This window comes from Variovorax restrictus (genome assembly GCF_051216715.1).
GTDB lineage: Bacteria > Pseudomonadota > Gammaproteobacteria > Burkholderiales > Burkholderiaceae_C > Variovorax.
This window is the reverse complement of record NZ_JBPJZH010000007.1, coordinates 69397-93363: the sequence shown is the minus strand read 5'-3', so window position 1 is coordinate 93363 and position 23967 is coordinate 69397. Positions and strand designations below refer to the sequence as shown.

General features: G+C 68.6%; 28 protein-coding genes. 21 read left to right on the top strand and 7 right to left on the bottom strand.

Annotated features, from left to right (window positions below):
* Positions 1-19 precede the first annotated feature (19 nt).
* On the bottom strand, positions 20-1849 hold the full coding sequence (gene kefC, locus ACSFA0_RS24345) for a glutathione-regulated potassium-efflux system protein KefC (protein ID WP_435452836.1): 1830 nt from the start codon (positions 1847-1849) through the stop codon (positions 20-22).
* Position 1850: 1 nt separating this feature from the next.
* Positions 1851-2501, bottom strand: coding sequence for a glutathione-regulated potassium-efflux system oxidoreductase KefF (gene kefF / locus ACSFA0_RS24340; RefSeq protein WP_435452835.1), 651 nt, complete (start codon positions 2499-2501; stop codon positions 1851-1853).
* A gap of 97 nt (positions 2502-2598) precedes the next feature.
* Between kefF and ACSFA0_RS24335 the strand changes: the two genes are divergently transcribed.
* The gene (locus tag ACSFA0_RS24335; protein WP_435452834.1) at positions 2599-3057 is read left to right on the top strand and encodes a MaoC family dehydratase; all 459 of its coding nucleotides are present in this window, start codon (positions 2599-2601) and stop codon (positions 3055-3057) included.
* Positions 3058-3063: 6 nt separating this feature from the next.
* Here ACSFA0_RS24335 and ACSFA0_RS24330 read toward each other — a convergent pair whose 3' ends face one another.
* Entirely contained in the window at positions 3064-3525 is a 462-nt protein-coding gene (locus ACSFA0_RS24330) for a tRNA (cytidine(34)-2'-O)-methyltransferase (RefSeq protein ID WP_435452833.1), read from the bottom strand.
* 13 nt (positions 3526-3538) lie between these two features.
* On the bottom strand, positions 3539-4285 hold the full coding sequence (locus ACSFA0_RS24325) for a ComF family protein (protein WP_435452832.1): 747 nt from the start codon (positions 4283-4285) through the stop codon (positions 3539-3541).
* Between the two features lie 23 nt (positions 4286-4308).
* On the opposite strand from ACSFA0_RS24325, the gene ACSFA0_RS24320 reads away from it, so the two are divergent.
* The 8 genes from ACSFA0_RS24320 to ACSFA0_RS24285 all read left to right on the top strand — a co-directional run bounded on the left by ACSFA0_RS24320 (position 4309) and on the right by ACSFA0_RS24285 (position 10670).
* Positions 4309-5223 carry a methyltransferase domain-containing protein gene (locus ACSFA0_RS24320; RefSeq protein WP_435452831.1) on the top strand — a complete coding sequence of 305 codons (915 nt, stop codon included), beginning with the start codon at positions 4309-4311 and terminating at the stop codon, positions 5221-5223.
* A 139-nt stretch (positions 5224-5362) separates the two neighbouring features.
* Entirely contained in the window at positions 5363-5839 is a 477-nt protein-coding gene (locus tag ACSFA0_RS24315; RefSeq protein ID WP_435452830.1) for a DUF2244 domain-containing protein, read from the top strand.
* Between the two features lie 61 nt (positions 5840-5900).
* Positions 5901-7082: a cytochrome c oxidase subunit II gene (gene coxB / locus ACSFA0_RS24310; RefSeq protein ID WP_435452829.1), complete on the top strand. Its 1182-nt coding sequence runs from the start codon at positions 5901-5903 to the stop codon at positions 7080-7082.
* Positions 7083-7128: 46 nt separating this feature from the next.
* Positions 7129-8766 carry a cytochrome c oxidase subunit I gene (gene ctaD / locus ACSFA0_RS24305; protein WP_435452828.1) on the top strand — a complete coding sequence of 546 codons (1638 nt, stop codon included), beginning with the start codon at positions 7129-7131 and terminating at the stop codon, positions 8764-8766.
* Positions 8767-8774: 8 nt separating this feature from the next.
* Positions 8775-8888: a cytochrome oxidase small assembly protein gene (locus ACSFA0_RS24300; protein ID WP_435452827.1), complete on the top strand. Its 114-nt coding sequence runs from the start codon at positions 8775-8777 to the stop codon at positions 8886-8888.
* Position 8889: 1 nt separating this feature from the next.
* On the top strand, positions 8890-9513 hold the full coding sequence (locus tag ACSFA0_RS24295; RefSeq protein WP_435452826.1) for a cytochrome c oxidase assembly protein: 624 nt from the start codon (positions 8890-8892) through the stop codon (positions 9511-9513).
* The gene (locus tag ACSFA0_RS24290; RefSeq protein ID WP_435452858.1) at positions 9513-9737 is read left to right on the top strand and encodes a DUF2970 domain-containing protein; all 225 of its coding nucleotides are present in this window, start codon (positions 9513-9515) and stop codon (positions 9735-9737) included. Before ACSFA0_RS24295 ends, ACSFA0_RS24290 begins: the two co-directional genes overlap by 1 nt.
* A gap of 51 nt (positions 9738-9788) precedes the next feature.
* Positions 9789-10670 (top strand): cytochrome c oxidase subunit 3, encoded by an 882-nt coding sequence (locus tag ACSFA0_RS24285; RefSeq protein WP_435452825.1) that lies wholly within the window; start codon positions 9789-9791, stop codon positions 10668-10670.
* An 80-nt stretch (positions 10671-10750) separates the two neighbouring features.
* Here ACSFA0_RS24285 and ACSFA0_RS24280 read toward each other — a convergent pair whose 3' ends face one another.
* Positions 10751-10981 carry a twin transmembrane helix small protein gene (locus ACSFA0_RS24280; RefSeq protein WP_435452824.1) on the bottom strand — a complete coding sequence of 77 codons (231 nt, stop codon included), beginning with the start codon at positions 10979-10981 and terminating at the stop codon, positions 10751-10753.
* A gap of 12 nt (positions 10982-10993) precedes the next feature.
* Between ACSFA0_RS24280 and ACSFA0_RS24275 the strand changes: the two genes are divergently transcribed.
* From ACSFA0_RS24275 to ACSFA0_RS24255, 5 genes are read left to right on the top strand one after another with little or no spacing between them, the layout of a single operon-like run.
* Positions 10994-11866: an SURF1 family protein gene (locus ACSFA0_RS24275; protein WP_435452823.1), complete on the top strand. Its 873-nt coding sequence runs from the start codon at positions 10994-10996 to the stop codon at positions 11864-11866.
* Complete coding sequence (locus ACSFA0_RS24270) at positions 11811-12533, top strand: SCO family protein (RefSeq protein ID WP_435452822.1); 723 nt, start codon at positions 11811-11813, stop codon at positions 12531-12533. The genes ACSFA0_RS24275 and ACSFA0_RS24270 overlap by 56 nt, the downstream gene beginning before the upstream one ends.
* A gap of 6 nt (positions 12534-12539) precedes the next feature.
* Complete coding sequence (locus ACSFA0_RS24265; protein WP_435452821.1) at positions 12540-13742, top strand: COX15/CtaA family protein; 1203 nt, start codon at positions 12540-12542, stop codon at positions 13740-13742.
* The gene (gene cyoE, locus ACSFA0_RS24260) at positions 13739-14653 is read left to right on the top strand and encodes a heme o synthase (protein WP_435452820.1); all 915 of its coding nucleotides are present in this window, start codon (positions 13739-13741) and stop codon (positions 14651-14653) included. The genes ACSFA0_RS24265 and cyoE overlap by 4 nt, the downstream gene beginning before the upstream one ends.
* A 16-nt stretch (positions 14654-14669) precedes the next feature.
* Entirely contained in the window at positions 14670-15266 is a 597-nt protein-coding gene (locus ACSFA0_RS24255) for an SCO family protein (protein WP_435452819.1), read from the top strand.
* 70 nt (positions 15267-15336) lie between these two features.
* On the opposite strand, the gene rpoH is transcribed toward ACSFA0_RS24255, so the two are convergent.
* Positions 15337-16281 carry an RNA polymerase sigma factor RpoH gene (gene rpoH / locus ACSFA0_RS24250; RefSeq protein WP_435452818.1) on the bottom strand — a complete coding sequence of 315 codons (945 nt, stop codon included), beginning with the start codon at positions 16279-16281 and terminating at the stop codon, positions 15337-15339.
* Positions 16282-16542: 261 nt separating this feature from the next.
* On the opposite strand from rpoH, the gene ACSFA0_RS24245 reads away from it, so the two are divergent.
* Positions 16543-16914, top strand: a complete 372-nt coding sequence (locus tag ACSFA0_RS24245; protein ID WP_435452817.1) for an FHA domain-containing protein — start codon at positions 16543-16545, stop codon at positions 16912-16914.
* Here ACSFA0_RS24245 and ftsY read toward each other — a convergent pair whose 3' ends face one another.
* The gene (gene ftsY, locus ACSFA0_RS24240; protein WP_435452816.1) at positions 16915-18177 is read right to left on the bottom strand and encodes a signal recognition particle-docking protein FtsY; all 1263 of its coding nucleotides are present in this window, start codon (positions 18175-18177) and stop codon (positions 16915-16917) included.
* A gap of 29 nt (positions 18178-18206) precedes the next feature.
* Between ftsY and ACSFA0_RS24235 the strand changes: the two genes are divergently transcribed.
* From ACSFA0_RS24235 to ACSFA0_RS24210, 6 genes are read left to right on the top strand one after another with little or no spacing between them, the layout of a single operon-like run.
* On the top strand, positions 18207-19724 hold the full coding sequence (locus tag ACSFA0_RS24235; protein WP_435452815.1) for a M16 family metallopeptidase: 1518 nt from the start codon (positions 18207-18209) through the stop codon (positions 19722-19724).
* Between the two features lie 11 nt (positions 19725-19735).
* Positions 19736-21082: a M16 family metallopeptidase gene (locus tag ACSFA0_RS24230; RefSeq protein ID WP_435452814.1), complete on the top strand. Its 1347-nt coding sequence runs from the start codon at positions 19736-19738 to the stop codon at positions 21080-21082.
* A 34-nt stretch (positions 21083-21116) separates the two neighbouring features.
* Positions 21117-21779 (top strand): RsmD family RNA methyltransferase, encoded by a 663-nt coding sequence (locus ACSFA0_RS24225; protein WP_435452813.1) that lies wholly within the window; start codon positions 21117-21119, stop codon positions 21777-21779.
* Between the two features lie 39 nt (positions 21780-21818).
* On the top strand, positions 21819-22319 hold the full coding sequence (coaD, locus tag ACSFA0_RS24220) for a pantetheine-phosphate adenylyltransferase (protein WP_435452812.1): 501 nt from the start codon (positions 21819-21821) through the stop codon (positions 22317-22319).
* The gene (gene pxpB, locus ACSFA0_RS24215; protein ID WP_435452811.1) at positions 22316-22969 is read left to right on the top strand and encodes a 5-oxoprolinase subunit PxpB; all 654 of its coding nucleotides are present in this window, start codon (positions 22316-22318) and stop codon (positions 22967-22969) included. The genes coaD and pxpB overlap by 4 nt, the downstream gene beginning before the upstream one ends.
* Positions 22966-23967 carry a 5-oxoprolinase subunit C family protein gene (locus ACSFA0_RS24210; RefSeq protein WP_435452810.1) on the top strand — a complete coding sequence of 334 codons (1002 nt, stop codon included), beginning with the start codon at positions 22966-22968 and terminating at the stop codon, positions 23965-23967. Before pxpB ends, ACSFA0_RS24210 begins: the two co-directional genes overlap by 4 nt.

The window sequence follows — 23967 nt, the reverse complement described above, 5'->3', positions numbered from 1 at the left end:
GCCCGACGCCCGCCCTGGCTCAGTCCCTCGACGCTTCGTCCCACTGGCCCGATCGGCGCTGGCGCTCTTCGCGTTCCTTCGCCATCTGCTCGGCGAACTGCTGGCGGCCTTCCTTCGCCACCGCGATGAACTTGGCGCGGTCCTTGTAGTGCGGGTAGCCGTCGGCCGTGAGCTTGAGGTTCCGCTGGCGGAAGCGCATGGCCGACTCGCGCGCCTCGTGCGCCGGCCAGCCCAGCACCTCGAGCACCGATCGCGCGCTGCGCAGCGACGACTCGAACAGCTCGCGTTCGATGAACTCGACCTGGCGATCCTGCAGCTGGTAGAGGTGGCTGACGTTGCGGGCCCGTGCCACCAGCCGCGCCTGCGGGAAGTGTTCGCGCACCACGTCGACGATCTCGAGTGATTGCTCCACGTCGTCCACCGCCACCACGACGGCGAGCGCGGTCGCGGCGCCGGCGGTGCGCAACACGTCGAGCCGGGTGGCGTCGCCGTAGAACACGCGAAAGCCGAACTCGCGCAGGCCGGCGACGGTGTCGGGGTCGTGGTCGAGCACGGTGACCTGAATGCCCTGCGCGCTGACCAGGCGGCCGATGATCTGCCCGTAGCGGCCGAAGCCGCAGATCAGCACCTTCGGCTCCTGCTGCTCCGAGATTTCCTCCATCGCCGGCGCGCTCGATCGGCTGTAGCGCGGCAGCAGGAACTTGTCGATCAGCACCAGCAACAGCGGCGAGATCAGCATCGACAGCGCGACCGCGCCGATGAGGAAGGACGCGACGCCAGGCGGCAGCACGTTGGGCCCGGCCGCCTGGAACACCACGAAGGCGAATTCGCCGCCTTGCGCCAGTAGCAGCGTGAAGACCGGGCGCTGCTGGTAAGGCACGCCCATCGCCGTCGCCAGCGCGTAGATGACGCCGCACTTCAGCACCAGGAAGCCCAGCACCACCAGCGCCATGAGGCCGGGCTGCGCCATCAGCACGCCGAAGTCGATGCTCATGCCGACGGCGATGAAGAACAGGCCCAGCAGCAGGCCCTTGAAGGGCTCGATGTCGGTCTCGAGCTCGCGCCGGTATTCGCTCTCGGCCAGCAGCACGCCGGCGAGAAAGGCGCCGAGCGCCATCGACAGGCCGACCAGCTGCATCAGCGCCGCGATGGCGACCACCAGCAGCAGCGCGGTGGCGGTGAAAATCTCCGGCGTGTTGCTGCGCGCGATCCAGCGCAGCAGCGGGCGCAGCAACAGCCGGCCGCCCAGCACGATGCCGGCGATCACGCCGACGATCTTGGCCGCCTCGAGGGCGCGCTGCGCGCTGCTGATCGACGCCTGCGCATCGCCCATGGCCAGGAGCGGCAGCAGCGCGAGGATCGGGATCGCCGCCACGTCCTGGAACAGCAGGATCGAGAAGCCGGCCTGCCCGCTCGATGTGCGAAGCAGGTTGCGTTCGCCGAAGACCTGCAGCGCGATGGCGGTGGACGAGAGCGCCAGCCCCAGCGCTGCGACCAGCGCCACACGCCAGCTCGCGCCGGCGAGATAGCCCACGGCGAACAGCACCGCGGCGCAGGCGACGACCTGTGCCGTGCCCCAGCCGAAGATCGGTCGTCGCAGGTTCCACAGGCGTGCGGGTTCGAGTTCGAGGCCGACCAGGAAGAGCATCAGCACTACGCCGAACTCGGCGAAGTGCAGCACCTCTTCGACGCTGGACACCAGCCCCAGGCCCCACGGACCGATGGCGATGCCAGCGGCGAGGTAGCCGATGATGGAACCGAGGCCGAGCGCCTTGGACAGCGGCACCACCAGCACGGCGGCGCCCAGGTAGATGAGGCTGCTGGTGAGCCAGGCGGGTGCGTGTTCCATCTCAGCGGACCTCGCCTTCGAGCAGCGGCGCCGGTCGGTCTTCGGCGGGCACGCTGCAGGTCGGGCAGGCGCCGAGTTCGTCGATCTCGGGCCAGTCGGGGTAGCTCGCCAGACGCTGGGCGAAGGTGTCGACGTGCGCGTCGACCTCGGACGCGCTTGCGCTGCGGGCGCCGTGCAGGATCAGCGGCGGCAGGAAGCGCATGCCGCACAGCACGGCGGTCTGCTCGTAGGGCGGCAGGAAGGCGTCGAAGAAATAGCGGTTGTAGCTCGACGGGTGATAGCTGGCCTCGGCGCCGCCGGTGGTGGCCGCCAGCCAGAGGTCCTTGCCCGCGAGTGCAGTGCCGCCGGCGCCATAGGCCCAGCCGTAGCGCAGCACCTCGTCGAGCCAGAGCTTCTGCAGCGGCGGCATCGAATACCACTGGATGGGGTGCAGCAGCACCAGCAGGTCGGCGCGTGCCAGGCGCTCGCGTTCGGCGTCGGCATCGATGGCGTAGTCGGGGTAGCTCGCGTAGAGGTCGTTCACGTCGACCCCGTCGACCTCCCGCGCGGCCGCAAGCAGGCGGCGGTTCACCCGCGAATCGCGCCAGTGCGGATGGGCGGCGACCAAGTAGATGCGGCGCCCCTCGGTGCCAGTGTGTGTTGTTGTCGTCATCCCGCGAACATAGCGCAGCGCAGGCGGGTTTGCGCTGTGGGCGCGTTGTCGCCGCGCGGACACGGGCCCGCCGTGGTCGCGTCGTACAGTGCGCCGCATGAAAAAGACCTTCCAGACCCTTCAGGACCTGGCCGCGTGCGTCGGCCAGGAAGTCGCGGTCAGCGACTGGATCGAAGTCACCCAGCCCCAAGTGAACCAGTTCGCCGAGGCCACGGGCGACCACCAGTGGATCCACGTCGACGTGGAACGTGCCAAGGCCGGGCCCTTCGGTGCGCCGATCGCGCACGGCTTTCTCACGCTGTCGCTGCTGCCGAAGTTCTACGAGAACGCGTTCGACGTGGTCGAGTCGCGCATGGGCGTGAACTACGGCCTCAACCGCGTGCGCTTCATGGCGCCGGTGCCGGTGGGCAGCCGGCTGCGCGGGCGCATGAAGCTGCTGTCAGCGGATCCGATCGAGGGTGACGGCCTGCAGATGGTCTGGGAAACCACGATCGAACTCGAAGGCGCGACCAAGCCGGCGTGCGTGGCCGAGTCGGTGGTGCGGCGCTACCGCTGACCGGCGCTAGGAAAAGCCGTTCTGGCGCCAGGCCTCGAACACCGTCACCGCGACGGCGTTCGACAGGTTCAGGCTGCGCTGGCCTTCGCGCATCGGCAGCCGCAGCCGCTGCAGCGGGTCGAAGCGCTCGCGCAGCTCGGGCGCGAGGCCGCGGGTTTCCGAGCCGAAGACCAGCCAGTCGCCGGGCGCAAACGCCACGTCGTGCACCGGACGGCTACCACGCGTCGTGAGGGCGAACATGCGCTCGGCAGCCGGCGCTTCGGTCTCGAGCAGCGCGCCCCAGTTGGCGTGGCGCCGCACCTCAGCGTACTCGTGGTAATCGAGGCCCGCGCGGCGCAGCAGCTTGTCGTCCATCGAGAAGCCCAGTGGCTCGACCAGGTGGAGCGTGCAGCCGGTGTTGGCCGCCAGGCGGATCACGTTGCCGGTGTTGGGGGGGATCTCGGGCTCGACCAGGACGATGTGGAACATCCCGCGATTGTCCCTAATGTCCCTCGTGCCGCTCGCCTGGCGGGTCGGTGCGGGCCAGCACCAGCGCGTCGACGTGGGTGGCGCCGGCCGTTTTCAGCACCTGGGCGGCGGTGAAGACCGAGGCCCCGCTGGTCATCACGTCGTCGACCAGCAGGATGTGCCGGCCGCGCACCGCCGCGGCGCGCAGCGGCTCGACAGCGAAGGCGCCGCGCAGGTTGCGCAGGCGCTCGGCGCGCCCGAGGCCGCTCTGGGCGGGCGTGTCGCGCGTGCGCAGCAGCAGCGTGGCGTCTGTCTTGGCCGGTGCCAGCCGGCGCGCCAGTTCGAACGCCTGGTTGAAGCCGCGCTGGCGCAGCCGCGCGGTCGACAGCGGCATCGGAAGCACGAGGTCGGCCCGCTCCACCGCGGGCTCGGCCCACGGCATGCTGCGCATCAGCGTCGCGAAGGGCGCGGCCCAGCCGGCCTGGCCCTGGAACTTGAACTCGCCGATCGTGCCGGGCCACGGCCAGGCATAGGTACAGGCGGCCAGGCAGGCGTCCAGCGGCGGCGGGTGGCGCACGCAGTCGCCGCAGCGCGCCACGCCGGCCGGTACGGGCAGGGCGCAGGTCGTGCAACGCGGCGTCGGCGGGGCGAAGCGCGCCACGCAGGCGTCGCACACCGGCTGCGAGGGCCAGGCGCGACAGACCGCGCATTGGCTGGGCAGGCGGTCGAGGAGCGACGAGAAAAAGGACGGCAAAGGCCGTGCAGCCGAACCGAAGCGCATCGCTCAATATACTGAGCTTCTCCATGTCCAACGATCCCGTCCAGCGCCCGCCGACCATCGATCCACCGGCCGCCGTACGCTGGGCCGGCCTGCCACCGGGCGCCGCGTCGCCCTGGCTGCACGAGGAGATCGGGCGGCGCATGGAAGACCGGCTGCAGTGGATCACCGCCAAGCCTAAGCGCTGGGCGGACTGGTCGCCGTTGCGTGGCGGGCGCGATGCCCATGCGCTGGTCGCGCGGCGCTACGGCCAGGCCGTGCCCTACGTGATCGAGCCGTCCGAGGCGCTCGCCGCGCCCACGGCCGACGCATTGGGCGCGCGCTGGTGGAGCGCGCGACGCTGGCAGGGCGCCCGCGCGCGCTTCGACGCGCCGCCGGAAGAGGGCGTCGACCTGCTCTGGGCCAACATGGCCCTGCACATGGCGGCCGATCCGCAGGCACTGATCGCGACCTGGCACCGGCACCTCGCCACCGACGGCTTCCTGATGTTCTCCTGCCTCGGGCCGGACACCCTCGCCGAGCTGCGCGCGCTGTACGCCCGGATGGGCTGGCCACCAGCCTGCCACCAGTTCACCGACATGCACGACTGGGGCGACATGCTGGTGGGCGCCGGCTTCGCCGAACCGATCATGGACATGGAGCGCGTCGTGCTGACCTGGGCCACGCCCGAGGCCGCGCTGGCCGAACTGCGCGGGCTCGGGCGCAACCTGCACCCCGGGCGCTTCTCCGGGCTGCGGGGGCGCCACTGGCGCAGCGAACTGCACGCGGCGCTGGCGGCCTCGGTCACGGCGGACGAAGCAGGCGGCCCGCCTCGCATCTCGATGACCTTCGAGATCATCTACGGCCACGCCTTCAAGCCCCCACCACGCGTTGCGCTGTCCGGCGAAAGCGCGGTTTCGCTGCGTCAGATGCGCGAGATGCTGCAACGTGGGCGACCTTGATCCACGTCAAGGCCGGCTGGGCACCCGCTACAATCCGCCGCTGCGTGAACTCCTGGGGCTTTTCCCGCGATCGACGCCTGCCGGGCCCTGGTGAATCAGGCTCGGCGCGTGCCGATAAACCGATCTGCCGAACTCCTCCGTGTCGAATTTCGTGTTTCGTTTTGCCACCGTCTCGGGCCAGAGCATTCACTGGTTCCTGAAGCGCAACTGCTCGGTCACACCGAGCCAGTTGGCGTGGCTCTACGCGTCGCTGTGCGTCGTCTCGCTCGGCATCGGAACGGTGTTTTGGGTGCTCGGCGCGCCGATGGTGCTGCCCTTCGCCTGGATCGAGCTTGTGGCGGTCGGCCTCGCCTTCGTGCTGTATGCGCGACATGCGACCGACGGGGAGCGCATCGCATTGCAGGGTGGGCGGCTGGTCGTCGAGCTGGAAAGCGGCGGACACTGCGAGCGCATGGAATTTTTGCCGCACCAGGTGCGGATCGAGCCTCAGGCCAGCGACCGGTCGCTGATCGAGGTGTCGGGGCAGGGTCGTTCGGTCAGGGTGGGGCGCTATGTGCGCCCTGAGTTGCGGGCGGCGCTGGCACGCGAGATTCGGATGGCATTGCGTGGCGCCTGAAAGGCCACGGGCCAGCGAGGCAGACCGCTGGGGTTCAACGGACATTGAAGAAGTACACACGATGAAGAGCAATTGGCGCACGAAGTTCAAGCCCGCACAGGTGTTGCTGGCAGCCGGCACAGCCTTCAGCGGCATGGCCCATGCCGTTCAGGACCTGCCCGGCGGCCCGACGGTGCGCCAGCTCAACATGCCGGTCGGCGTGACCAAGATCGCCGCGGAGCAGCATTTCCTGCACACGGTGATGATGATCCTGTGCACCGTCATTTTCATCGCCGTCTTCGCGGTGATGTTCTATTCCATCTGGAAGCACCGCAAGTCGGTCGGCCACAAGGCGGCCAACTTCCATGAATCGGTGGTGGTCGAGGTCATCTGGACCATCGTGCCCTTCCTCATCGTCATCCTGATGGCGCTGCCGGCCACCAAGGTGCTGGTCGCGCAGAAGGACACCACCAACGCCGACCTCACCGTCAAGGCCACCGGCTACCAGTGGAAGTGGGGCTACGACTACATCAAGGGCGAGGGCGAAGGCCTGGGCTTCATCTCGACGCTCGACAGCTCGCACCGCGCCATGTCCGATGCCGGCGCGAAGGGCGAGATTCCGGTCGACTACCTGTTCAAGGTCGACAACCCGCTCGTGGTACCGGTCGACAAGAAGATCCGCGTCATCACCACGGCCAACGACGTGATCCACGCCTTCGCCGTGCCGCAGTTCGGCATCAAGCAGGACGCCATCCCCGGCTTCGTGCGTGACACCTGGTTCCGCGCCGAGAAGGTGGGCGACTACTACGGCCAGTGCCAGGAACTGTGCGGCAAGGAACACGCCTACATGCCGATCCACGTGAAGGTGGTCTCGGCCGCCGACTACACGACCTGGGTCGACACCAAGCGCAAGGAAGCCGCCGCCAAGCTGGACGACCCGAACAAGGTCTGGGCGCTGCCCGAGATCCTCGCCCGCGGCGAGAAGGTCTACGCGGCCAACTGCGCCGCCTGCCACCAGGCCAACGGCAAGGGCGCCGGCCCGATCAAGCCGCTCGACGGCTCGGCCAAGGTGCTCGACGCCAACCATGCGGTCCAGATCGAAGTGCTGCTCAAAGGCCAGAACAACGGCGCCATGCCGGCGTGGCGACAACTGAGCGACACCGACCTCGCCGCTGTGGCGAGCTTCACGAAGAACAGCTGGTCGAACAAGACGGGCCAGATCGTGCAGCCGGCCGAGGTGAAGGCCGAACGGGCCAAGCTGTAAAAGAGGCCGCAGGCCCCGCGACGAAGACATTCCAAGGAACATCGACATGAGTGCAGTCCTCGACCCCCACGGTCACGCCCCCGGCGACCACGCGCACGACCACGACGAGCACCACGCGGCGCCGACCGGCTGGCGGCGTTGGCTCTTCGCGACCAACCACAAGGACATCGGCACGCTGTACCTGCTGTTCTCGTTCACCATGCTGATGGTGGGCGGGGTGCTTGCGCTGCTGATCCGCGCCGAGCTGTTCCAGCCCGGCCTGCAACTGGTGAACCCCGAGCTGTTCAACCAGTTCACCACCATGCACGGCCTGATCATGGTGTTCGGCGCGATCATGCCGGCCTTCGTGGGTTTCGCGAACTGGATGATCCCGCTGCAGATCGGCGCGTCCGACATGGCCTTCGCGCGGATGAACAACTTCAGCTTCTGGCTGATGATCCCCGCGGCCATCATGCTGGTCGCCTCCTTCTTCATGCCCGGCGGCGCACCCGCGGCCGGCTGGACGCTCTACGCGCCGCTCACGCTGCAGATGGGCCCGTCGATGGACGCCGGCATCTTCGCGATGCACATCCTGGGCGCCAGCTCGATCATGGGCTCGATCAACATCATCGTGACCATCCTCAACATGCGCGCCCCCGGCATGACGCTGATGAAGATGCCGATGTTCTGCTGGACCTGGCTCATCACCGCCTACCTGCTGATCGCCGTGATGCCGGTGCTGGCCGGCGCCATCACCATGACGCTGACCGACCGCCACTTCGGCACCAGCTTCTTCAACCCCGCCGGCGGCGGCGACCCGGTGATGTACCAGCACATTTTCTGGTTCTTCGGCCACCCCGAGGTCTACATCATGATCCTGCCGGCCTTCGGCATCATCAGCCAGATCGTGCCGGCCTTCGCCCGCAAGCGCCTGTTCGGCTATGCGTCGATGGTGTACGCCACCTCGTCGATCGCCATCCTGAGCTTCATCGTGTGGGCACACCACATGTTCACCACCGGCATGCCGGTGACCGGCCAGCTTTTCTTCATGTACGCGACCATGCTGATCGCGGTTCCCACGGCCGTGAAGATCTTCAACTGGATCGCCACCATGTGGCAGGGTTCGATGACCTTCGAGACGCCGATGCTGTTCGCGGTCGGCTTCATCTTCGTGTTCACCATGGGTGGCTTCACCGGCCTGATCCTGGCCGTGGCGCCGATCGACATCCAGCTGCAGGACACCTACTACGTGGTGGCCCACTTCCACTACGTGCTGGTGGCGGGTTCGCTCTACGCGATGTTCGCCGGCTTCTATTATTGGTGCCCGAAGTGGACCGGCGTGATGTACAACGAGACGCGCGGCAAGATCCACTTCTGGTGGTCGCTGATCTCCTTCAACATCACCTTCTTCCCGATGCACTTCCTGGGTCTGGCGGGCATGCCGCGTCGCTATGCCGACTACCCCATGCAGTTCGCCGACTTCAACGCAGTGGCCTCGGTGGGCGCCTTCGGCTTCGGTCTGGCACAGGTGTATTTCTTCTTCTTCATCGTTCTGCCTGCCATGCGCGGCAAGGGCGAGCCTGCCGCGGCCAAGCCGTGGGAAGCGGCCGAGGGCCTCGAGTGGGAAGTGCCGTCGCCGGCGCCGTTCCACACCTTCGAAACGCCGCCGCGCCTGGACCCCACGGCCACGCGCGTCATCGGTTGAGCACCTCCGTGACGACACCCGAACAAAAGAAGGCCAATCGGCGCATGGGGCTGACGCTGGCCTCCATCGCCGTGCTGTTCTTCATCGGGTTCTTCGTCCGCATGGTCTGGATCGGCGTCTGAGATGGGTATCGGTCAACGCCTTCGTCGCGAGAACGTCCGCATGGTCGGCAAGCTGGTGGTCGTCACGGCCGGCATGTTCGCGTTCGGCTACGGGCTGGTGCCGCTGTACCGCGCGATCTGTGAGATGACCGGCATCAATATCCTGTCGCTGTCGGAGCTCCAGGTTCCCGGCGGCGCGGCGGGCGGCAAGGATGTGCGCGTGCCCGACAACACGCAGGTGGACACGAGCCGCACCATCACCGTCGAATTCGACGCCAACGTGCGCGGCTTGTGGGATTTCAAGCCCGCACAACGTTCGATGCAGGTGCACCCTGGCCAGCTGAACACGGTGATGTACGAGTTTCAGAACGTGCAGAACCGGCGCATGGCGGCTCAGGCCATCCCGAGCTACGCGCCGCAGCAGGCTGCGCCTTACTTCAACAAGCTCGAGTGCTTCTGCTTCAACCAGTACACGCTGGAAGCGGGCGAAAAGAAGCAGTGGCCGGTCGCCTTCGTGATCGACCCCAAGATATCCAAGGACGTGAAGACCATCACGCTGTCGTACACCTTCTTCGAAGTGGGCGGGCGCACGCCGGCCGCACCGACGGCGTCGGTCGCACCCGTGTCGACGGAGCCGCGCTCGTGATGGCCGCTCAACGGCCCGGCGCGCCCGATGAGCCCCGCAAGGGCTCGCTGCTGCGCACCGTCAAGGCGGTGGCGTGGGGCTTCTTCGGTGTCCGCAAGAACAGCGACTACCAGGAAGACATTTCCCGGCTGACGCCGCTGCACATCGTGATCGTCGGGCTGGTCGCGGTGGCCTGCTTCGTCGGCGCATTGATTCTGCTGGTGAAGTATGTGGTCACCGTCTGACCGTCCCGCCATCGACCCACGAACGACAAAAGAGAAAAGCCAGGAGCTGATATGAGTTCAACCACCCACGGCACCACGCCCTACTACTTCGTGCCCGGGCCATCGCGCCATCCGATCATGGCCGCCATCGGGCTGTTCTTCGTGATCCTGGGGGCAGGGCAGTGGATCAACGGTCACGAATGGGGCGCCTATTCGCTGGCCTTCGGCCTGCTGTGGTGGTGGGGCGTGCTGTTCCAGTGGTTCCGCGACGCCATCGGCGAGAGCGAGAGCGGCCAGTACAGCCACAGGATCGATCTGTCGTACCGATGGAGCATGAGCTGGTTCATCTTCTCGGAGGTGATGTTCTTCGGTGCCTTCTTCACGGCCCTGTGGTGGGCGCGCACGCATGCGCTGCCGGCGCTTGGCAGCCTCGACAACGCGCTGCTCTGGCCCGACTTCAAGGCTGTGTGGCCCAGCATGGCGGCCGGCGTGACCGGATCGCCGGCCGACATCGTCGAGCCTTTCCAGACCGTCGGCCCGTTCTGGCTGCCGACCATCAACACGGCGCTGCTGCTGACCTCGGGCGTGACGCTGACCATCGCACACCATGCCCTGCGGGCCGATCACCGTGCCCAATGCGTGCGCTTCATGTGGCTCACCGTGTTGCTGGGCATCGTCTTCCTGGGCGTCCAGGGCTACGAGTACTACCACCTGTACACCGAACTGAACCTCAAGCTCAGCTCGGGCGCCTATGGCTCGACCTTCTTCATGCTGACCGGCTTCCACGGGCTGCACGTGCTCATCGGCATGCTGATGCTGCTGTTCATCACGCTGCGCCTGCAGAAGGGCCACTTCACACCCGAGCGCCACTTCGGTTTCGAAGGCGCGGCCTGGTACTGGCACTTCGTCGACGTGGTGTGGCTCGGCCTGTACATCCTGGTCTATTGGCTTTGAGCGAAGCACCGATCGGCATCGAAAAAAAGCGCCGCAAGGCGCTTTTTTCATGGCGTTCCTGGACGTGGAACGAGCACGACCTACTTGCCGACGGGCAGCCCGCCGGGCTGGATGTAGCCCAGCTTCCACGCGATCAGCACGCACAGGAACAAAAGCACCGACAGGCCGATCCGAACGGTGAGGGCACGCACCATGCCGCCGCTCTTGGCGTGGCCGTCCCGCCCGTCCTTGAGCATGAAGAACAGCGCCCAGCCGAGGCTGGCCAGGATGCCCACGAACGCCAGGGCGAGGATGTATTTCATGACGCGCATTATCGGCCGCCAATGCACGCCGACGTGATGCGGGAAACCGCGCTTCCCGCGCAGCCGTCGCAGTCGCCGTCTCGGCCACGCAGCCACGCGCGCTTCTGGATCGTCACGCTGGCCGCGCTGCTCACGCTCGCCGCGACCGTCTCGCTCGGCCGCTGGCAGCTGTCGCGAGCCGCCCAGAAAGAAGCGCTGCAGGCCGAGATCGAGGCGCAGCGCCAGCGGCCGGCGCTCGACCAGGACGCCTTCCTCGCGATCGACAAGCCGTCCGATGCGTTGCACCGCCCGGTCCACCTTCGCGGACTTTGGCTCGCCGACCAGACCGTGTACCTGGACAACCGTCAGATGCACGGCGTGCCGGGCTTCTACGTGCTGACGCCCTTCGCGCTCGAAGGCAGCGAACAGACCGTGATGATCCAGCGCGGCTGGGTGCAGCGCAATTTCAACGATCGGGCCCAGCTGATGCCGGTCGAGACCCCGGCCGGCCTGGTTGAGGTGACGGGTCGCGTCGCGCCGCCACCAGCACAGCTCCTGGAGCTCGGCAAGCCGGCGGCCCCTGCCTCCGCTCCGGCTTCGGCGTCTGCGGCCGATGGGGCGCCGGCCACCGAAGCCGCGCAGCCTGTCGTGGGGTCTTCGCCCATCCGGCAGAATCTGAACCTCGAAGCGTTCCGCAGCGAAACCCGTCTGCCCTTGCGCACCGACCTCACGCTCCAGCAGATCGGCGCGGCCTCCGAAGGCCTGCAGCGCGACTGGCCAGCGCCCGCGCTGGGGGTCGAAAAGCACTACGGCTATGCATTCCAGTGGTTCGGCCTCGCGGCCCTCGTCGTCATCCTCTATGTCTGGTTCCAACTCATCACACCCTGGCGCAGGGCCCGCCGTGGCAAACGCTGACGAGCCGCTGGGCCTGACCGTGCACTCGATGCCGTCGCCGAATCAGGCACTCGACGGCAGCGAAGGCCGGCGTACGGTGATCGGCCGCTGGAAGATGATCGCCGTGATGCTGTGCTGCGCCGCGCCGGTCATCGCCTCGTACTTCACCTATTACGTGATCCGGCCGGAAGGCAAGCGCGTCTACGGCGAGCTGGTCGACCCGCAGCGGCCGCTGCCGGCGATGGCCGCGATCGCACGCGACGGCACGCCGACCACGCTGCGCGCGCTCAAGGGCCAGTGGCTGCTGGTGACGGTGGCCGATGCCGCCTGCGACGCGCTGTGCGAGCGGCAGCTCTACCTGCAGCGCCAGCTGCGCGAAAGCCTGGGCCGCGAAAAAGACCGCCTCGACCGCGTCTGGCTGGTGAGCGACGACGCGCCGGTGCCGCAGCGGCTCGACAACGGCCTGCATGGCGCCACCGTGCTGCGCGTGCCTGCGGCCCAGATCGCCGCGTGGCTCGCGCCCGCTGCCGGCCACTCGCTGGCCGAGCATTTCTACGTGGTCGATCCGCTGGGCAACTGGATGATGCGTTTCCCGGCGCGGATGGACACCGAGGGCGCCGGCCGCGCCAAGCGTGACCTCGACCGGCTGCTGCGCGCATCTGCCTCCTGGGACGAAGCCGGCCGCTAGCACGCCATGGAAAGCCAGTCGCTCTACGACCTCACCCCCATCGCCTGGCTCATGGCCGTGGGCGTGCTGATCGCGCTCGGGCCGCTGGTCTGGGTGTGGCGCCGCCATGCCGGAACCGGGCCGGCGCGCCGCCTGCATGCGCTGACGGTCCTCACGCTCTTCCTCACCTTCGACCTCACCCTGTTCGGCGCCTTCACCCGGCTCACCGACTCCGGGCTGGGCTGCCCCGACTGGCCCGGCTGCTACGGCAACGCCAGCCCGCTCGGCGCCCGCCACGAGATTGCGATGGCGCAGTCGGCGCAACCCACCGGTCCGGTCACGCACGGCAAGGCCTGGGTCGAGATGGTGCACCGCTACCTGGCCACCGGCGTCGGTGTGCTCATCCTCAGCCTGGCGGTCGCGACCTGGGTGGTGCGGCGTCGGCAGCGCAAGCTGCCCGCGCGTGCACAGGCCGCGGGCGACCCGGCCGCGCTCAGCGCCTGGTGGCCTGCGGCCACGCTGGTGTGGGTCTGTCTGCAGGGCGCCTTCGGCGCGCTCACGGTCACGCTCAAGCTGTACCCGGCCATCGTCACGCTGCACCTGCTCGGCGCCATCGTGCTGCTGGCGCTGCTGTGCATCCAGGCCGTGCGCTACCGGCAGTCGGCCGCCGCGCGCGGCCCGGTGGCGATCGCGGCGCCGCTGCGCACCCTGCTTGTCGCCACGACCGCGCTGCTGATGCTGCAGATCGCGCTGGGCGGCTGGGTCAGCACCAACTATGCGGTGCTGGCCTGCACGCAGTTCCCGACCTGCCAGGGCAGCTGGTGGCCGCCGATGAACTTCAGCCAGGGCTTCCAGATCTGGCGCGAGCTCGGCGTCGATGCCGGCGGCACGCCGATCGAGTTCGCCGCGCTCACCGCCATCCACTATGTGCATCGGCTGATGGCTTATGTGGTCTTCATCGCGCTCGGCGTGCTCGCCTGGCGCTTGCGCCGCATTCCATCGCTGCGTCCGCAGGCGCGCTGGCTGGCCGGCCTCGCCTTGCTGCAGCTCGCGACCGGCCTGGGCAACGTGTTGCTGGGCTGGCCCCTGGCCGCGGCGGTGCTGCACACCGGCGGCGCGGCTGCGCTGGCGGTGGTGCTGACCTGGACGCTGTGCGAGAGCCGCCGCGCGCCGCGCGAAGCCGAAGTGCGCGCACCTGGCGCCGCTTCGGGCAGGATGGGGGCCGCATGAGTCGACCGATCCCCGCCACTTCGCCCGCGAGCGCCAGCACCGCCAGCGTGCTGCGCCAGTTCTACGCGCTCACCAAGCCGCGTGTGGTGCAGCTCATCGTCTTTTGCGCGTTGATCGGCATGGTGCTGGCCGTTCCCGGCGTGCCGAGCTGGGCGGACGTGCAGCTTGGCCTGCTCGGCTGCATCGGCATCTGGCTCGTGGCTGGCGCCGCGGCGGCGTTCAACTGCCTGGTCGAAAAGGGCATCGACGCCAAGATGAAGCGCACCGCCTGGCGCCCGACGGCGCGAGGCCAGTTGAGCGACCGTCAGGCGCTCATCTTCTCGGCGGTGCTCTGTGCTGCCGGCTCGGCGCTGCTGTGGTTCACCGTCAACCCGCTGACCATGTGGCTCACCTTCGCCACCTTCGTCGGCTACGCGGTGGTCTACACCGTGATCCTCAAGCCGCTGACGCCGCAGAACATCGTGATCGGTGGCGCCTCGGGCGCCATGCCGCCGGTGCTCGGCTGGGCGACCATGACCGGCGACGTCGGCCCCGAGGCGCTGATCCTCTTTCTCATCATCTTCCTGTGGACGCCGCCGCACTTCTGGGCACTGGCGCTCTACCGCGTCGAGGACTACCGCAAGGCCGGCCTGCCGATGCTGCCCGTGACGCACGGCAACGAGTTCACGCGGCTGCAGGTGCTGCTCTACACCTTCATCCTGTTCGCCGCCTGCCTGATGCCCTTCATCTACGGCATGAGCGGCTGGCTGTACCTGGCGGTGGCGGTGGCGGTGAGCATCGGCTTCAGCGGCTACGCCTTCGCGCTGTGGCGGAACTACTCCGACGCGCTGGCGCGCAAGACCTTCCGCTTTTCCCTGATCCACCTGAGCGTGCTGTTCGCGGCGCTGCTGGTCGATCACTACCTCTACTGACCTCGACTGACGCAGCATGAACAAGCGCGATTTCCTCCGACTGGCCGGCGCGTCCACCGCATGGGCGGTTCTGGCGGGCTGTTCCGACCCCAAGCCCAGCTTCAATGCGGTCGACATGACCGGCGCCGACTACGCCAAGGGCTTCGCGCTGAAGGATGCCGACGGCAAGGAGCGCACGTTGGCCGACTTCAAAGGCAAGGTCGTGGTGCTGTTCTTCGGTTATGCCCAGTGCCCGGATGTCTGCCCCACGACCATGACCGAGATGGCGCAGGTCAAGCAGCAGCTGGGCAAGGACGGCGACAAGCTGCAGGTGTTGTTCGTCACCGTCGACCCCGACCGCGACACACCGACGGTCATGAAGGCCTACATGGGCGCCTTCGACCCCGCCTTCGTCGCGCTCATTCCCACGCAGGAACAGCTCGCGGCGATGGCGAAGGACTACAAGGCCTACTACAAGAAGGTTGACGGCAAGACGCCCACCAGCTACTCGATGGACCACTCGGCCGCCAGCTACATCTACGACACACAGGGCCGCTTGCGCCTTTATGCGCGCTACGGCGCCGGCGTCGCGCCGATGGTGGCCGACGTGAAGGCGCTGATCCAGCAGGGCTGAGTCCACCCGACGCGCAATGGAAAAAGCCCGGTGCATGCACCGGGCTTTTTCGTCGGAAGTGCGCGCCGGCTCAGGCGTAGTCCACCAGCGCCTTCTTCATCTTCTTCATCGCGGCCACTTCGATCTGGCGGATGCGCTCGGCCGAAACGCCGTAGTCGGCCGCCAGTTCGTGCAGCGTCATGCCGCCGGATCCGTCGTCGTTGACCTTGAGCCAGCGCTCTTCCACGATGCGGCGGCTGCGGTCGTCCAGCGCTTCCAGCGCGGTCGAGATACCGTCGCTCGACAGCCGGTCGCGCTGGCGCGACTCGAGCTGGGCCGTCGGCTCCTGGGTGGCGTCGGCCAGGTAGGCGATGGGGCCGAAGGCCTCGTCACCGTCGTCCGAAGGTGACGGGTCGAGCAGCACGTCGCCACCGGACAGCCGCATCTCCATCTCGAGCACTTCCTCGCGCTTGACGTTCAACTTCTCGGCCATCTGCGTAACCTGGCTGTCGGTCAGCGTCGCGCGGTACGTGTCGCCATCGGCAGCCGCATCGTCGGCCTTGAAACCTTGCTTCATGGAGCGCAGGTTGAAGAACAGCTTGCGCTGGGCCTTGGTCGTCGCGACCTTGACCATGCGCCAGTTCTTCAGGATGTACTCGTGGATCTCGGCCTTGATCCAGTGCATGGCGTAGCTCACCAGCCGCACGCCCTGGTCGGGGTCGAAGCGCTTCACGGCCTTCATCAGGCCGATGTTGCCTTCCTGGATCAGGTCGCCGTGCGGCAGCCCGTAGCCCAGGTACTGGCGAGAGATCGAGACGACCAGGCGCAGATGCGACAGCACCAGCGCGCCGGCGGATTCGAGGTCGTTGTGGTCGCGCAGACGGCGCGCGAAGCCCTGCTCTTCTTCGAGCGTGAGCATCGGCAGGCGGTTGGCGGCCGAAATATAGGCATCCAGGTTGCCCAGCGGCGGCACCATCGACCAGGGGTTGGCGACGGCGAGTTGATGGGTCGTAGAGGCTCCAGACAGACTTGTCATTGGGGAAACTCCTTTGTAGATCGACATATTAGCACTCGGTTAGAGGGAGTGCTAAGCGAAGGGTTCCCGCGCGCGAACGCTGAAATCGACGCCGAATTGTTCACGAAAGTGTTCGTTTTCAGGCTGAGCGTGACAGTTTGTTGGGGTCTGTCGCTGGAATGTTATTCAAAAATGCAGGCTGGCGCGGCAGATCGCACGCCAACGCCCGCAGAGGCGGTTCCAGCAGCAAGGGAGTCAACGCGTATGCCACGTCTCATCATCATGACCAAGACCGGGGCACCCCGGCAGATCAACCTGCCCGCGGGCCGGACCACGATCGGTCGAACCAACCGGAACACCCTGGTTTTCGACAGCCCGCTTATCAGTCGCACCCATGCAGCGATCGACATGGTCGGCACGTCCGTCACGGTCACCGACCTTCAAAGTAGCAACGGCACACTGGTCAACGGCCGCAAGGTCGGTGTGGCGTCGCTCAAGAACCGCGATGTCCTGGAGATCGGCGACGTGAAACTGCGCTTCCTCTCGGCCGTCGATCCGGCGCCAAACGTGGCGCCGCTCACGCTCGCCCCACAGTCGGATTTCGCCGCCTTCGATGCGGTCGCCTACCCGCGCACCATCTTCCCGCGCCGCTGATCAGCCGAGCAGGGCCTGCGCGAATTCGCGCGCATCGAAGGTCTCGAGGTCTTCCAGCTTCTCGCCCACGCCGATGAAATAGACCGGGATCGGCCGTTCGCGGGCGATGGCGCACAGCACGCCGCCCTTGGCCGTGCCGTCGAGCTTGGTGACGATCAGCCCGGTCAGGCCCAGCGTCTCGTCGAAGGCCTTCACCTGCGCCAGCGCGTTCTGCCCGGTATTGCCGTCGATCACCAGCAGCACCTCGTGCGGCGCCGTGGCGTCGGCCTTGGTGACCACGCGCTTGATCTTCTTGAGCTCGTCCATCAGGTGCAGCTGCGTCGGCAGCCGGCCGGCGGTGTCGACCAGCACCACGTCCTTGCCGCGCGCCCGGCCGGCGTTGACCGCGTCAAAGCTCACCGACGCCGGGTCGCCGCCTTCGTTGCTCACGATCTCGACCGTGTTGCGATCGGCCCAGACCAGCAACTGCTCGCGTGCCGCCGCCCGGAAGGTGTCGGCCGCGGCCAGCAGCACCGAGGCGCCCTCGTTGGCCAGGTGCTTGGTCAATTTGCCGATTGAGGTCGTCTTGCCGGCGCCGTTGACGCCGGCCACCATGATCACGGTCGGCGTGTACTGGCCGATGACCAATGGCTTTTCGAGTGGGCGCAGCAGGTCGGCGATGGCCTCGGCCAGCAGGCGGCGCACCTGCTGCACGTCGGTCGCCATCTGCCGCTTGACCCGGCCGCGCAGGTCCTCGAGCAGGAACTCGGTCGCCTTCACGCCGGTGTCGGCCATCAGCAGGGCGGCTTCCAGTTCTTCGTAAAGCGCGTCGTCGATCTGCGCATTGACGAACACCGCCTGGATGCCGGTGCCGGTCTTGCGCAAGCCGGTCTTGAGCTTGTCGAGCCAGCCGGTGCGCGACGGCGCGGCCGGGGCGACGACAGGGGCGGGGACCGGCGCCGCCACGGGCGCAGGTGCCGCGACTGGCGCGGGCACGACCACGGGAGGCGCAGGCGGCACGACTGGCGACGGCGCGGGCACCGGTGCCGGTGGCGCAGGCGGCGGCGGCAGAGCCGGAGGGGGAGGGGGAGGGGGTGGAAGGGGCGGTGCGGGCGGTGGCGGCGCCTCGCCGCGGAACCAGCTCGACGGCGAGAACATCGACTTGGCCGGTGGCGGTGCCACGGGCGCTTCGACGGCTGGCGCCGGCGCCGGAGTGGGCGCGGCGGGTGCATCGACCGACGGGGGGGCGGCCTCGGCCGGCTTTTTCTTGAAGAAACTGAACATCAGGTGGTTTTTACAATCCGACCCATTCTATGAAACACCCTTCGCCACGCCGCACAGCGTCTGGTGCGGTGCTGGCCCTGGCGCTCGTCGCGCCATGGACGCTCACCGCGCTGGCACAGATACCCGCCCCGTCCACCGCCGACGCCCGGGCGCCCGTCCCGGGTGCCGCGACGCAGGCACGACAGTTCACCCTCTCGAACGGCATGACGCTGATCGTGCAGCCCGACCGCCGCTCGCCCACCGCGGTCCACATGCTGTGGGTGCAGGTCGGCTCGATGGACGAGGTGGACGGCACCACCGGCGTGGCGCACGTCGTCGAGCACATGATGTTCAAGGGCAGCAAGCGCATCAAGCCGGGTGAGTTCTCGCGCCAGGTCGCGGCCCTGGGCGGGCAGGAGAACGCCTTCACCACGCGCGACTACACCGGCTACTACCAGCAGATCCCCAACGGCAAGCTGGAAGACGTCATCAAGCTGGAGGCGGACCGCTTCGCCAACAACCAGTGGGCCGACGTCGAGTTCCAGCGCGAGATCGAGGTGGTCAAGGAAGAGCGCCGCATGCGCACCGAAGACCAGCCGCGCGCGCTGCTGGGCGAGCAGCAGAACGCGGCCATCTTCGTCGCGTCGCCCTACCGCCGGCCGGTGGTCGGCTGGATGAGCGACCTCGACGCCATGACGGCCGACGACGTGCGCAACTTCCATCGGCAGTGGTACGTGCCGGCCAACGCGGCGATCGTGGTGGCCGGCGATGTCGATGTCGAGCGCGTGCGTGTGCTGGCCGAGAAATACTACGGCCGCATCCCGGCCCGCGCGGTGCCCGCGCGCAAGCCGCGGACCGAGCCGGTGCAGCGCGGCATCCGCCGCATCGAGTTCAAGGCGCCGGCCGAGCAGTCCTACGTGTCGCTGGCCTTCCGCGTGCCGCAGTTCAGCGCGGCGGGTCTTCAAGCGCCACGCTGCGAGCCACCTGCGGGCGGCACCTGCGAGCCGCGCGCGGCCAACCCGGACGACGACGAGGCCCTCGCGCTCGTCGTGCTCTCGGCGCTGCTCGACGGCTACCCAGGCGCGCGGCTCGACCGGGCGCTGACGCAGGGGCCGGACCGTGTCGCCGACGAAGCCGGCTCGTACGCCGGCCTCGCGGGCCGCGGGCCGCAGCTCTTCGAGCTCGACGGCGTGCCGGCCGCCGGCAAGACGCCCGAGGCCGTAGAGGCCGCGCTGCGCGCCGAAGTCGCCCGCGTGGCCCGCGACGGCGTTGGCGCGGCCGAACTGGCCCGCGTGAAGACGCAGTGGGTCGCCAGCCAGACCTACAAGCTCGACTCGGTGATGGCGCAGGGCCGCGAGCTCGGCGCCAACTGGGTGCAGGGGCTGCCGCTGGACGCCAGCGCCCGCATCGTCGCGCAACTCCAGAAGGTCACGGCCGCGCAGGTGCAGGCCGTCGCCGCGAAGTACTTCGGGGACGACCAACTCACGGTCGCGACGCTGCGTCCGCTGCCCCCCGAGAAGAACGCGCGCCCCCGCGGCTTCGCCAACCCCGCCGGACCGCTGCGCTGAAAGACCACCCCATGCTGACCCTGAAGAAGATTGCCGGCGGTGCCGTCCTCGCGAGCACCGCCCTGCTGGCCGCGCTGAACGCGCAGGCCGCCATCCCGATCCAGCACTGGACGCTCGCCAACGGCGCCAAGGTGTACCTGGCGGCCACCGACGCGCTGCCCATCGTCGACGTGCAGATCGACATTGACGCCGGCAGCCGTCGCGACCCGGCCACGCAGGCGGGCCTTGCCAGCGCCAGCGCCGGCATGGTCGCCAAGGGCGTGCGCGCGAGCGACGCCGGCCCCGCGCTCGACGAGAACGCGCTGGGCGAAGCCTGGGCCGACCTGGGCGCGAGCTTCGGCGCGGGCGCGGGTGCCGAGCGCACCAGCTTCTCGCTGCGCTCGCTGGCCGACCCGGCGCTGCTCGACCGCGCCGTGGCGCTGGCCGCGCGCGAGATCGGCGAGCCTTCGTTCCCGGCCGACGTGTGGCAACGCGAGCGCGAGCAGATCAACGCCGCGCTGAAAGAGGCCGACACCAAGCCCGGCACCGTCAGCGCCCGCGCCTTCTCGCAGGCGGTTTATGGCACGCATCCCTACGGTCAGGAGACGACCGAGGAGACGCTCGCGACGATCGACGTCGACACGATGCGCGCGCGCTACGCGCAGCTGATCCTGCCGTGCCGCGCCAAGGTCAGCATCGTCGGCGCCGTGACGCGTGCGCAGGCCGATGCCATCGCCACGCGCCTGCTGTCGCGGCTGCCCGCGCAGGACGGCCGCTGCGAGCCGCTGCCGGCCGTGCCTGCCATCGCGGCGCTCACGGCGCCGAAGGACGAGCGCATCCCGTTCACGTCGGCGCAGGCGCATGTCGTGATCGGTCAGCCGGGCTACCTGCGGACCGACCCCGACCACTTCGCGCTCACGATCGGCAACTACATCCTGGGCGGCGGCGGCTTCGTGTCGCGGCTGATGAACGAGGTGCGTGAGAAGCGCGGGCTGGTCTACGGCATCTCCAGCGGCTTCGCGCCCGGCTTGCATGCGGGCGCCTTCCGTGTCGGCTTCCAGACGCGGCCCGACCAGGCCGACGCGGCGGTCCAGGTTTCGCGCGAGGTGCTGGCCAGGTTCGTCGCCGAAGGGCCCACCGAGGCCGAGCTGAAGGCGGCGAAGGACAACCTCATCGGTGGTTTCCCCCTGCTGCTCGACAGCAACCGAAAGCTGCTGGGCAATGTGTCGAACATCGCCTGGAACGACCTGCCGCTGGACTACCTCGACACCTGGACGGCACGCATGAACGCGGTCACCGTGGCCGACATCAAGGCGGCCTTCGCACGCAAGCTGCAGCCCGAACGCATGGTGACCGTCGTGGTCGGGGCCAGGCCTTGACAACGCGCCCTCGCGCGCGCGCTAAGCTCGGCGCATGAAGAAGGTTCCTACCAAAGCCCCGGCCAAGACGCCGAAGCACGACAAGCGCCCCCACGAAGTCCGCATCATCGGCGGCCAGTGGAAGCGCACCCGCCTGCCCGTGGCCGACAAGCCCGGCCTGCGCCCCACGCCCGACCGCGTGCGCGAGACGCTGTTCAACTGGCTCGCCAGCCTGGCCGGCGTGGGCGGCGGCGAGCTGCCGGGCTGGCACTGTCTCGACGCCTTTGCCGGCACCGGCGCGCTGGGCCTCGAGGCCGCCTCGCGTGGTGCGGCTTCGGTGCTGCTGTGCGAGCAGGACGCCGACCTGATTGCGCAGCTGCAGAAGGCCAAGGCCAAGCTCTCGGCGGACGCGGTGCGCATCGAGCGCGGCAACGGCGTGACCGCGCTGGAGCGCGTGCCGGCCGGCAGCCTGCAACTGGTGTTGCTCGACCCGCCCTTCGAGAACCCTGCGCTGTACGAGCCTGCGCTGCGCGCCGCGGCTCGCGCGCTGCATCCCGACGGCGCCGTCTACCTCGAGGCGCCGCGCCTCTGGGCCGACGACGAACTCGCCGCCTTCGGGCTGGCCGGCTTCCGTCACCTGAAGGCCGGCGCGGTGCACGCGCATCTGCTGCGTCCGCTCGCTCCTGCCCCTGCGGACCCCGAACATGCCCCTGCATAATCCGCCGACCCTGGCCGCTGTGGCCGACAAGGAGCACCTATGTCCAGCGTGATCGCGGTCTACCCCGGCACATTCGATCCCATGACGCTGGGCCACGAAGACGTGGTGCGGCGGGCCACCCAGCTGTTCTCGAAGGTCGTCGTCGCGGTCGCGGCGGGCCATCACAAGAAGACGCTGTTCTCCCTGCAGGAGCGCATCGAGATGGCGCGCGAAGCCGTCGCGCCCTACAGCGACCAGGTGGTGGTCGAGAGCTTCTCCGGCCTGCTGCGCGACTTCGTCGTGGCGCGCGGCGGCAAGGCGATGGTGCGCGGCCTGCGCGCCGTGACCGACTTCGACTACGAGTTCCAGCTGGCCGGCATGAACCGCTCGCTGATGCCCGAGGTCGAGACCGTCTTCCTCACGCCGAGCGACAAGTACCAGTTCATCTCCAGCACCTTCGTGCGCGAGATCGCCATGCTCGGTGGCGAGGTCGACAAGTTCGTCTCGCCCTTCGTGCAGGAAAAGCTCGTCGCCAAGGTGCGCAGCCTCGGCCGCGAATGAACCAGCCTCGGCTTCATTCCCTGGGCGACGCCGCACTGCTTTGCGAGCTGCCGCCCCCCGCCACCCTGGCGCAGCAGCAGCAGATCTGGGCCCTGGCCAACGAGGCCCTGCAGTGGCCCGCCGTGCAGGAAGCGCTGCCGGGCATGAACAACCTGACGCTGATGTTCGATCCGGCCCGCATCGACGCGGCCGAGCTCGAGATGCAAGTGCTCGCGGCCTGGCCGCAACTGGCGGCAGCGGCGATCGAAGGCCGCACTATCGAGATTCCCGTGGCCTATGGCGGCGAGCAGGGCCCCGACCTGGCCGACGTTGCCGCGCACACCGGCTTCACGCCCGCCGAGGTGGTGCGCCGCCACGCCGCCGGCGAATACGTCGTCTACTTGCTCGGCTTCCTGCCCGGCTTCGCCTTCATGGGCGGGCTCCCACCCGAACTGGCCACACCGCGTCGGGCCGAGCCCCGCGTGGCGGTGCCGGCGCGCTCGGTCGGCATCGGCGGTGCGCAGACCGGCGTCTACCCGCTGGTTTCGCCGGGCGGCTGGCAACTCATCGGTCGCACGTCCCTCGAGATGTTCGACCCCGCCGCCGCGGAACCGACTCTGCTGAGGCCAGGTGACCGCGTGCGCTTCGTCGTCGAAAGTGTGACGGCATGATCGTCGTCCTCAAGCCCGGCATGCTCGCCTCGGTGCAGGACCTGGGCCGCCATGGTCACCGTCAGCGCGGCATCTGCCCCGGCGGCGCGCTCGACACGCTCGCGCTCACCATGGCCAACCGCCTGGTCGGCAACCCCGACGAAGCCGCCGGCCTCGAACTCACCATGGGCGGCTGCGAACTGCGCTTCGACGCCGACACCCGCATCGCCATCGCCGGCGACGACTTCGGTGCCCAGCTCGACGGCCAGCCGCTCTGGCCGTGCTGGAGCGTGCCGGTGCAGGCCGGCCAGACCTTGAAGCTGGTCGGCGCCAATGCCGCCGCCGGCAAAAAGGGCCTGCGCACCTGGCTGGCCGTGGCGGGCGGCGTCGATGTGCCGCCGGTGCTCGGCTCGCGCAGCACCGACCTGAAGGCCGGCTTCAGCGGCCTGGACGGCCGGGCCTTGAAGAAGGGCGACCGGCTGCCGCTGGGCACACCGACGCTGAACAGCGCGCAGCTCGCACGGCGCCGTTTCGGCGTGCGCCCGCCCGAATGGGCGATCGACGACCGCGACTTCGGCGAGGCGATCCCGCTGCGCGTCATGCTCGGCCCCGAGTCCGGCCTGTTCACCCCGGCCTCGCTGGCCGCGATCTGGCGCGAGCCCTGGCGCGTGACGCCGCAGAGCAACCGCATGGGCAGCCGGCTCGAAGGCCCGGTGCTGGAGCGCAAGCGTGCGGGCGACATGCTGTCGTCGGGCGTCATCCCCGGCACGATCCAGGTGCCACCGTCCGGCCAGCCGATCATCCTGATGGGCGACGCGCAGACGACCGGCGGCTACCCGCGCATCGGCGTGGTGATCCGGGCCGACCTCTGGAAGCTGGCGCAGGCGCCGCTCGGCGGCATGCTGCGGTTGGTGAAGGTGGATGCCGCCGAGGCGTTGCAGGCCTGGACCTTGCAACAACGCCACCTGATGCAGATGACCCAGGGCCTGGCCGCGAGCGGCTGGCCCACCAAGGAGTGA

What these genes read in the sequence shown, in the direction of transcription:
- kefC (WP_435452836.1), bottom strand. Translation starts at nt 1,849, where the DNA reads ATGGAACACGCACCCGCCTGGCTCACCAGCAGCCTCATCTACCTGGGC.
- kefF (WP_435452835.1), bottom strand. Translation starts at nt 2,501, where the DNA reads ATGACGACAACAACACACACTGGCACCGAGGGGCGCCGCATCTACTTG.
- ACSFA0_RS24335 (WP_435452834.1), top strand. Translation starts at nt 2,599, where the DNA reads ATGAAAAAGACCTTCCAGACCCTTCAGGACCTGGCCGCGTGCGTCGGC.
- ACSFA0_RS24330 (WP_435452833.1), bottom strand. Translation starts at nt 3,525, where the DNA reads ATGTTCCACATCGTCCTGGTCGAGCCCGAGATCCCCCCCAACACCGGC.
- ACSFA0_RS24325 (WP_435452832.1), bottom strand. Translation starts at nt 4,285, where the DNA reads ATGCGCTTCGGTTCGGCTGCACGGCCTTTGCCGTCCTTTTTCTCGTCG.
- ACSFA0_RS24320 (WP_435452831.1), top strand. Translation starts at nt 4,309, where the DNA reads ATGTCCAACGATCCCGTCCAGCGCCCGCCGACCATCGATCCACCGGCC.
- coxB (WP_435452829.1), top strand. Translation starts at nt 5,901, where the DNA reads ATGAAGAGCAATTGGCGCACGAAGTTCAAGCCCGCACAGGTGTTGCTG.
- ctaD (WP_435452828.1), top strand. Translation starts at nt 7,129, where the DNA reads ATGAGTGCAGTCCTCGACCCCCACGGTCACGCCCCCGGCGACCACGCG.
- ACSFA0_RS24295 (WP_435452826.1), top strand. Translation starts at nt 8,890, where the DNA reads ATGGGTATCGGTCAACGCCTTCGTCGCGAGAACGTCCGCATGGTCGGC.
- ACSFA0_RS24290 (WP_435452858.1), top strand. Translation starts at nt 9,513, where the DNA reads ATGGCCGCTCAACGGCCCGGCGCGCCCGATGAGCCCCGCAAGGGCTCG.
- ACSFA0_RS24285 (WP_435452825.1), top strand. Translation starts at nt 9,789, where the DNA reads ATGAGTTCAACCACCCACGGCACCACGCCCTACTACTTCGTGCCCGGG.
- ACSFA0_RS24280 (WP_435452824.1), bottom strand. Translation starts at nt 10,981, where the DNA reads ATGCGCGTCATGAAATACATCCTCGCCCTGGCGTTCGTGGGCATCCTG.
- ACSFA0_RS24275 (WP_435452823.1), top strand. Translation starts at nt 10,994, where the DNA reads ATGCACGCCGACGTGATGCGGGAAACCGCGCTTCCCGCGCAGCCGTCG.
- ACSFA0_RS24270 (WP_435452822.1), top strand. Translation starts at nt 11,811, where the DNA reads ATGTCTGGTTCCAACTCATCACACCCTGGCGCAGGGCCCGCCGTGGCA.
- ACSFA0_RS24265 (WP_435452821.1), top strand. Translation starts at nt 12,540, where the DNA reads ATGGAAAGCCAGTCGCTCTACGACCTCACCCCCATCGCCTGGCTCATG.
- cyoE (WP_435452820.1), top strand. Translation starts at nt 13,739, where the DNA reads ATGAGTCGACCGATCCCCGCCACTTCGCCCGCGAGCGCCAGCACCGCC.
- ACSFA0_RS24255 (WP_435452819.1), top strand. Translation starts at nt 14,670, where the DNA reads ATGAACAAGCGCGATTTCCTCCGACTGGCCGGCGCGTCCACCGCATGG.
- rpoH (WP_435452818.1), bottom strand. Translation starts at nt 16,281, where the DNA reads ATGACAAGTCTGTCTGGAGCCTCTACGACCCATCAACTCGCCGTCGCC.
- ACSFA0_RS24245 (WP_435452817.1), top strand. Translation starts at nt 16,543, where the DNA reads ATGACCAAGACCGGGGCACCCCGGCAGATCAACCTGCCCGCGGGCCGG.
- ftsY (WP_435452816.1), bottom strand. Translation starts at nt 18,177, where the DNA reads ATGTTCAGTTTCTTCAAGAAAAAGCCGGCCGAGGCCGCCCCCCCGTCG.
- ACSFA0_RS24235 (WP_435452815.1), top strand. Translation starts at nt 18,207, where the DNA reads ATGAAACACCCTTCGCCACGCCGCACAGCGTCTGGTGCGGTGCTGGCC.
- ACSFA0_RS24230 (WP_435452814.1), top strand. Translation starts at nt 19,736, where the DNA reads ATGCTGACCCTGAAGAAGATTGCCGGCGGTGCCGTCCTCGCGAGCACC.
- ACSFA0_RS24225 (WP_435452813.1), top strand. Translation starts at nt 21,117, where the DNA reads ATGAAGAAGGTTCCTACCAAAGCCCCGGCCAAGACGCCGAAGCACGAC.
- coaD (WP_435452812.1), top strand. Translation starts at nt 21,819, where the DNA reads ATGTCCAGCGTGATCGCGGTCTACCCCGGCACATTCGATCCCATGACG.
- pxpB (WP_435452811.1), top strand. Translation starts at nt 22,316, where the DNA reads ATGAACCAGCCTCGGCTTCATTCCCTGGGCGACGCCGCACTGCTTTGC.
- ACSFA0_RS24210 (WP_435452810.1), top strand. Translation starts at nt 22,966, where the DNA reads ATGATCGTCGTCCTCAAGCCCGGCATGCTCGCCTCGGTGCAGGACCTG.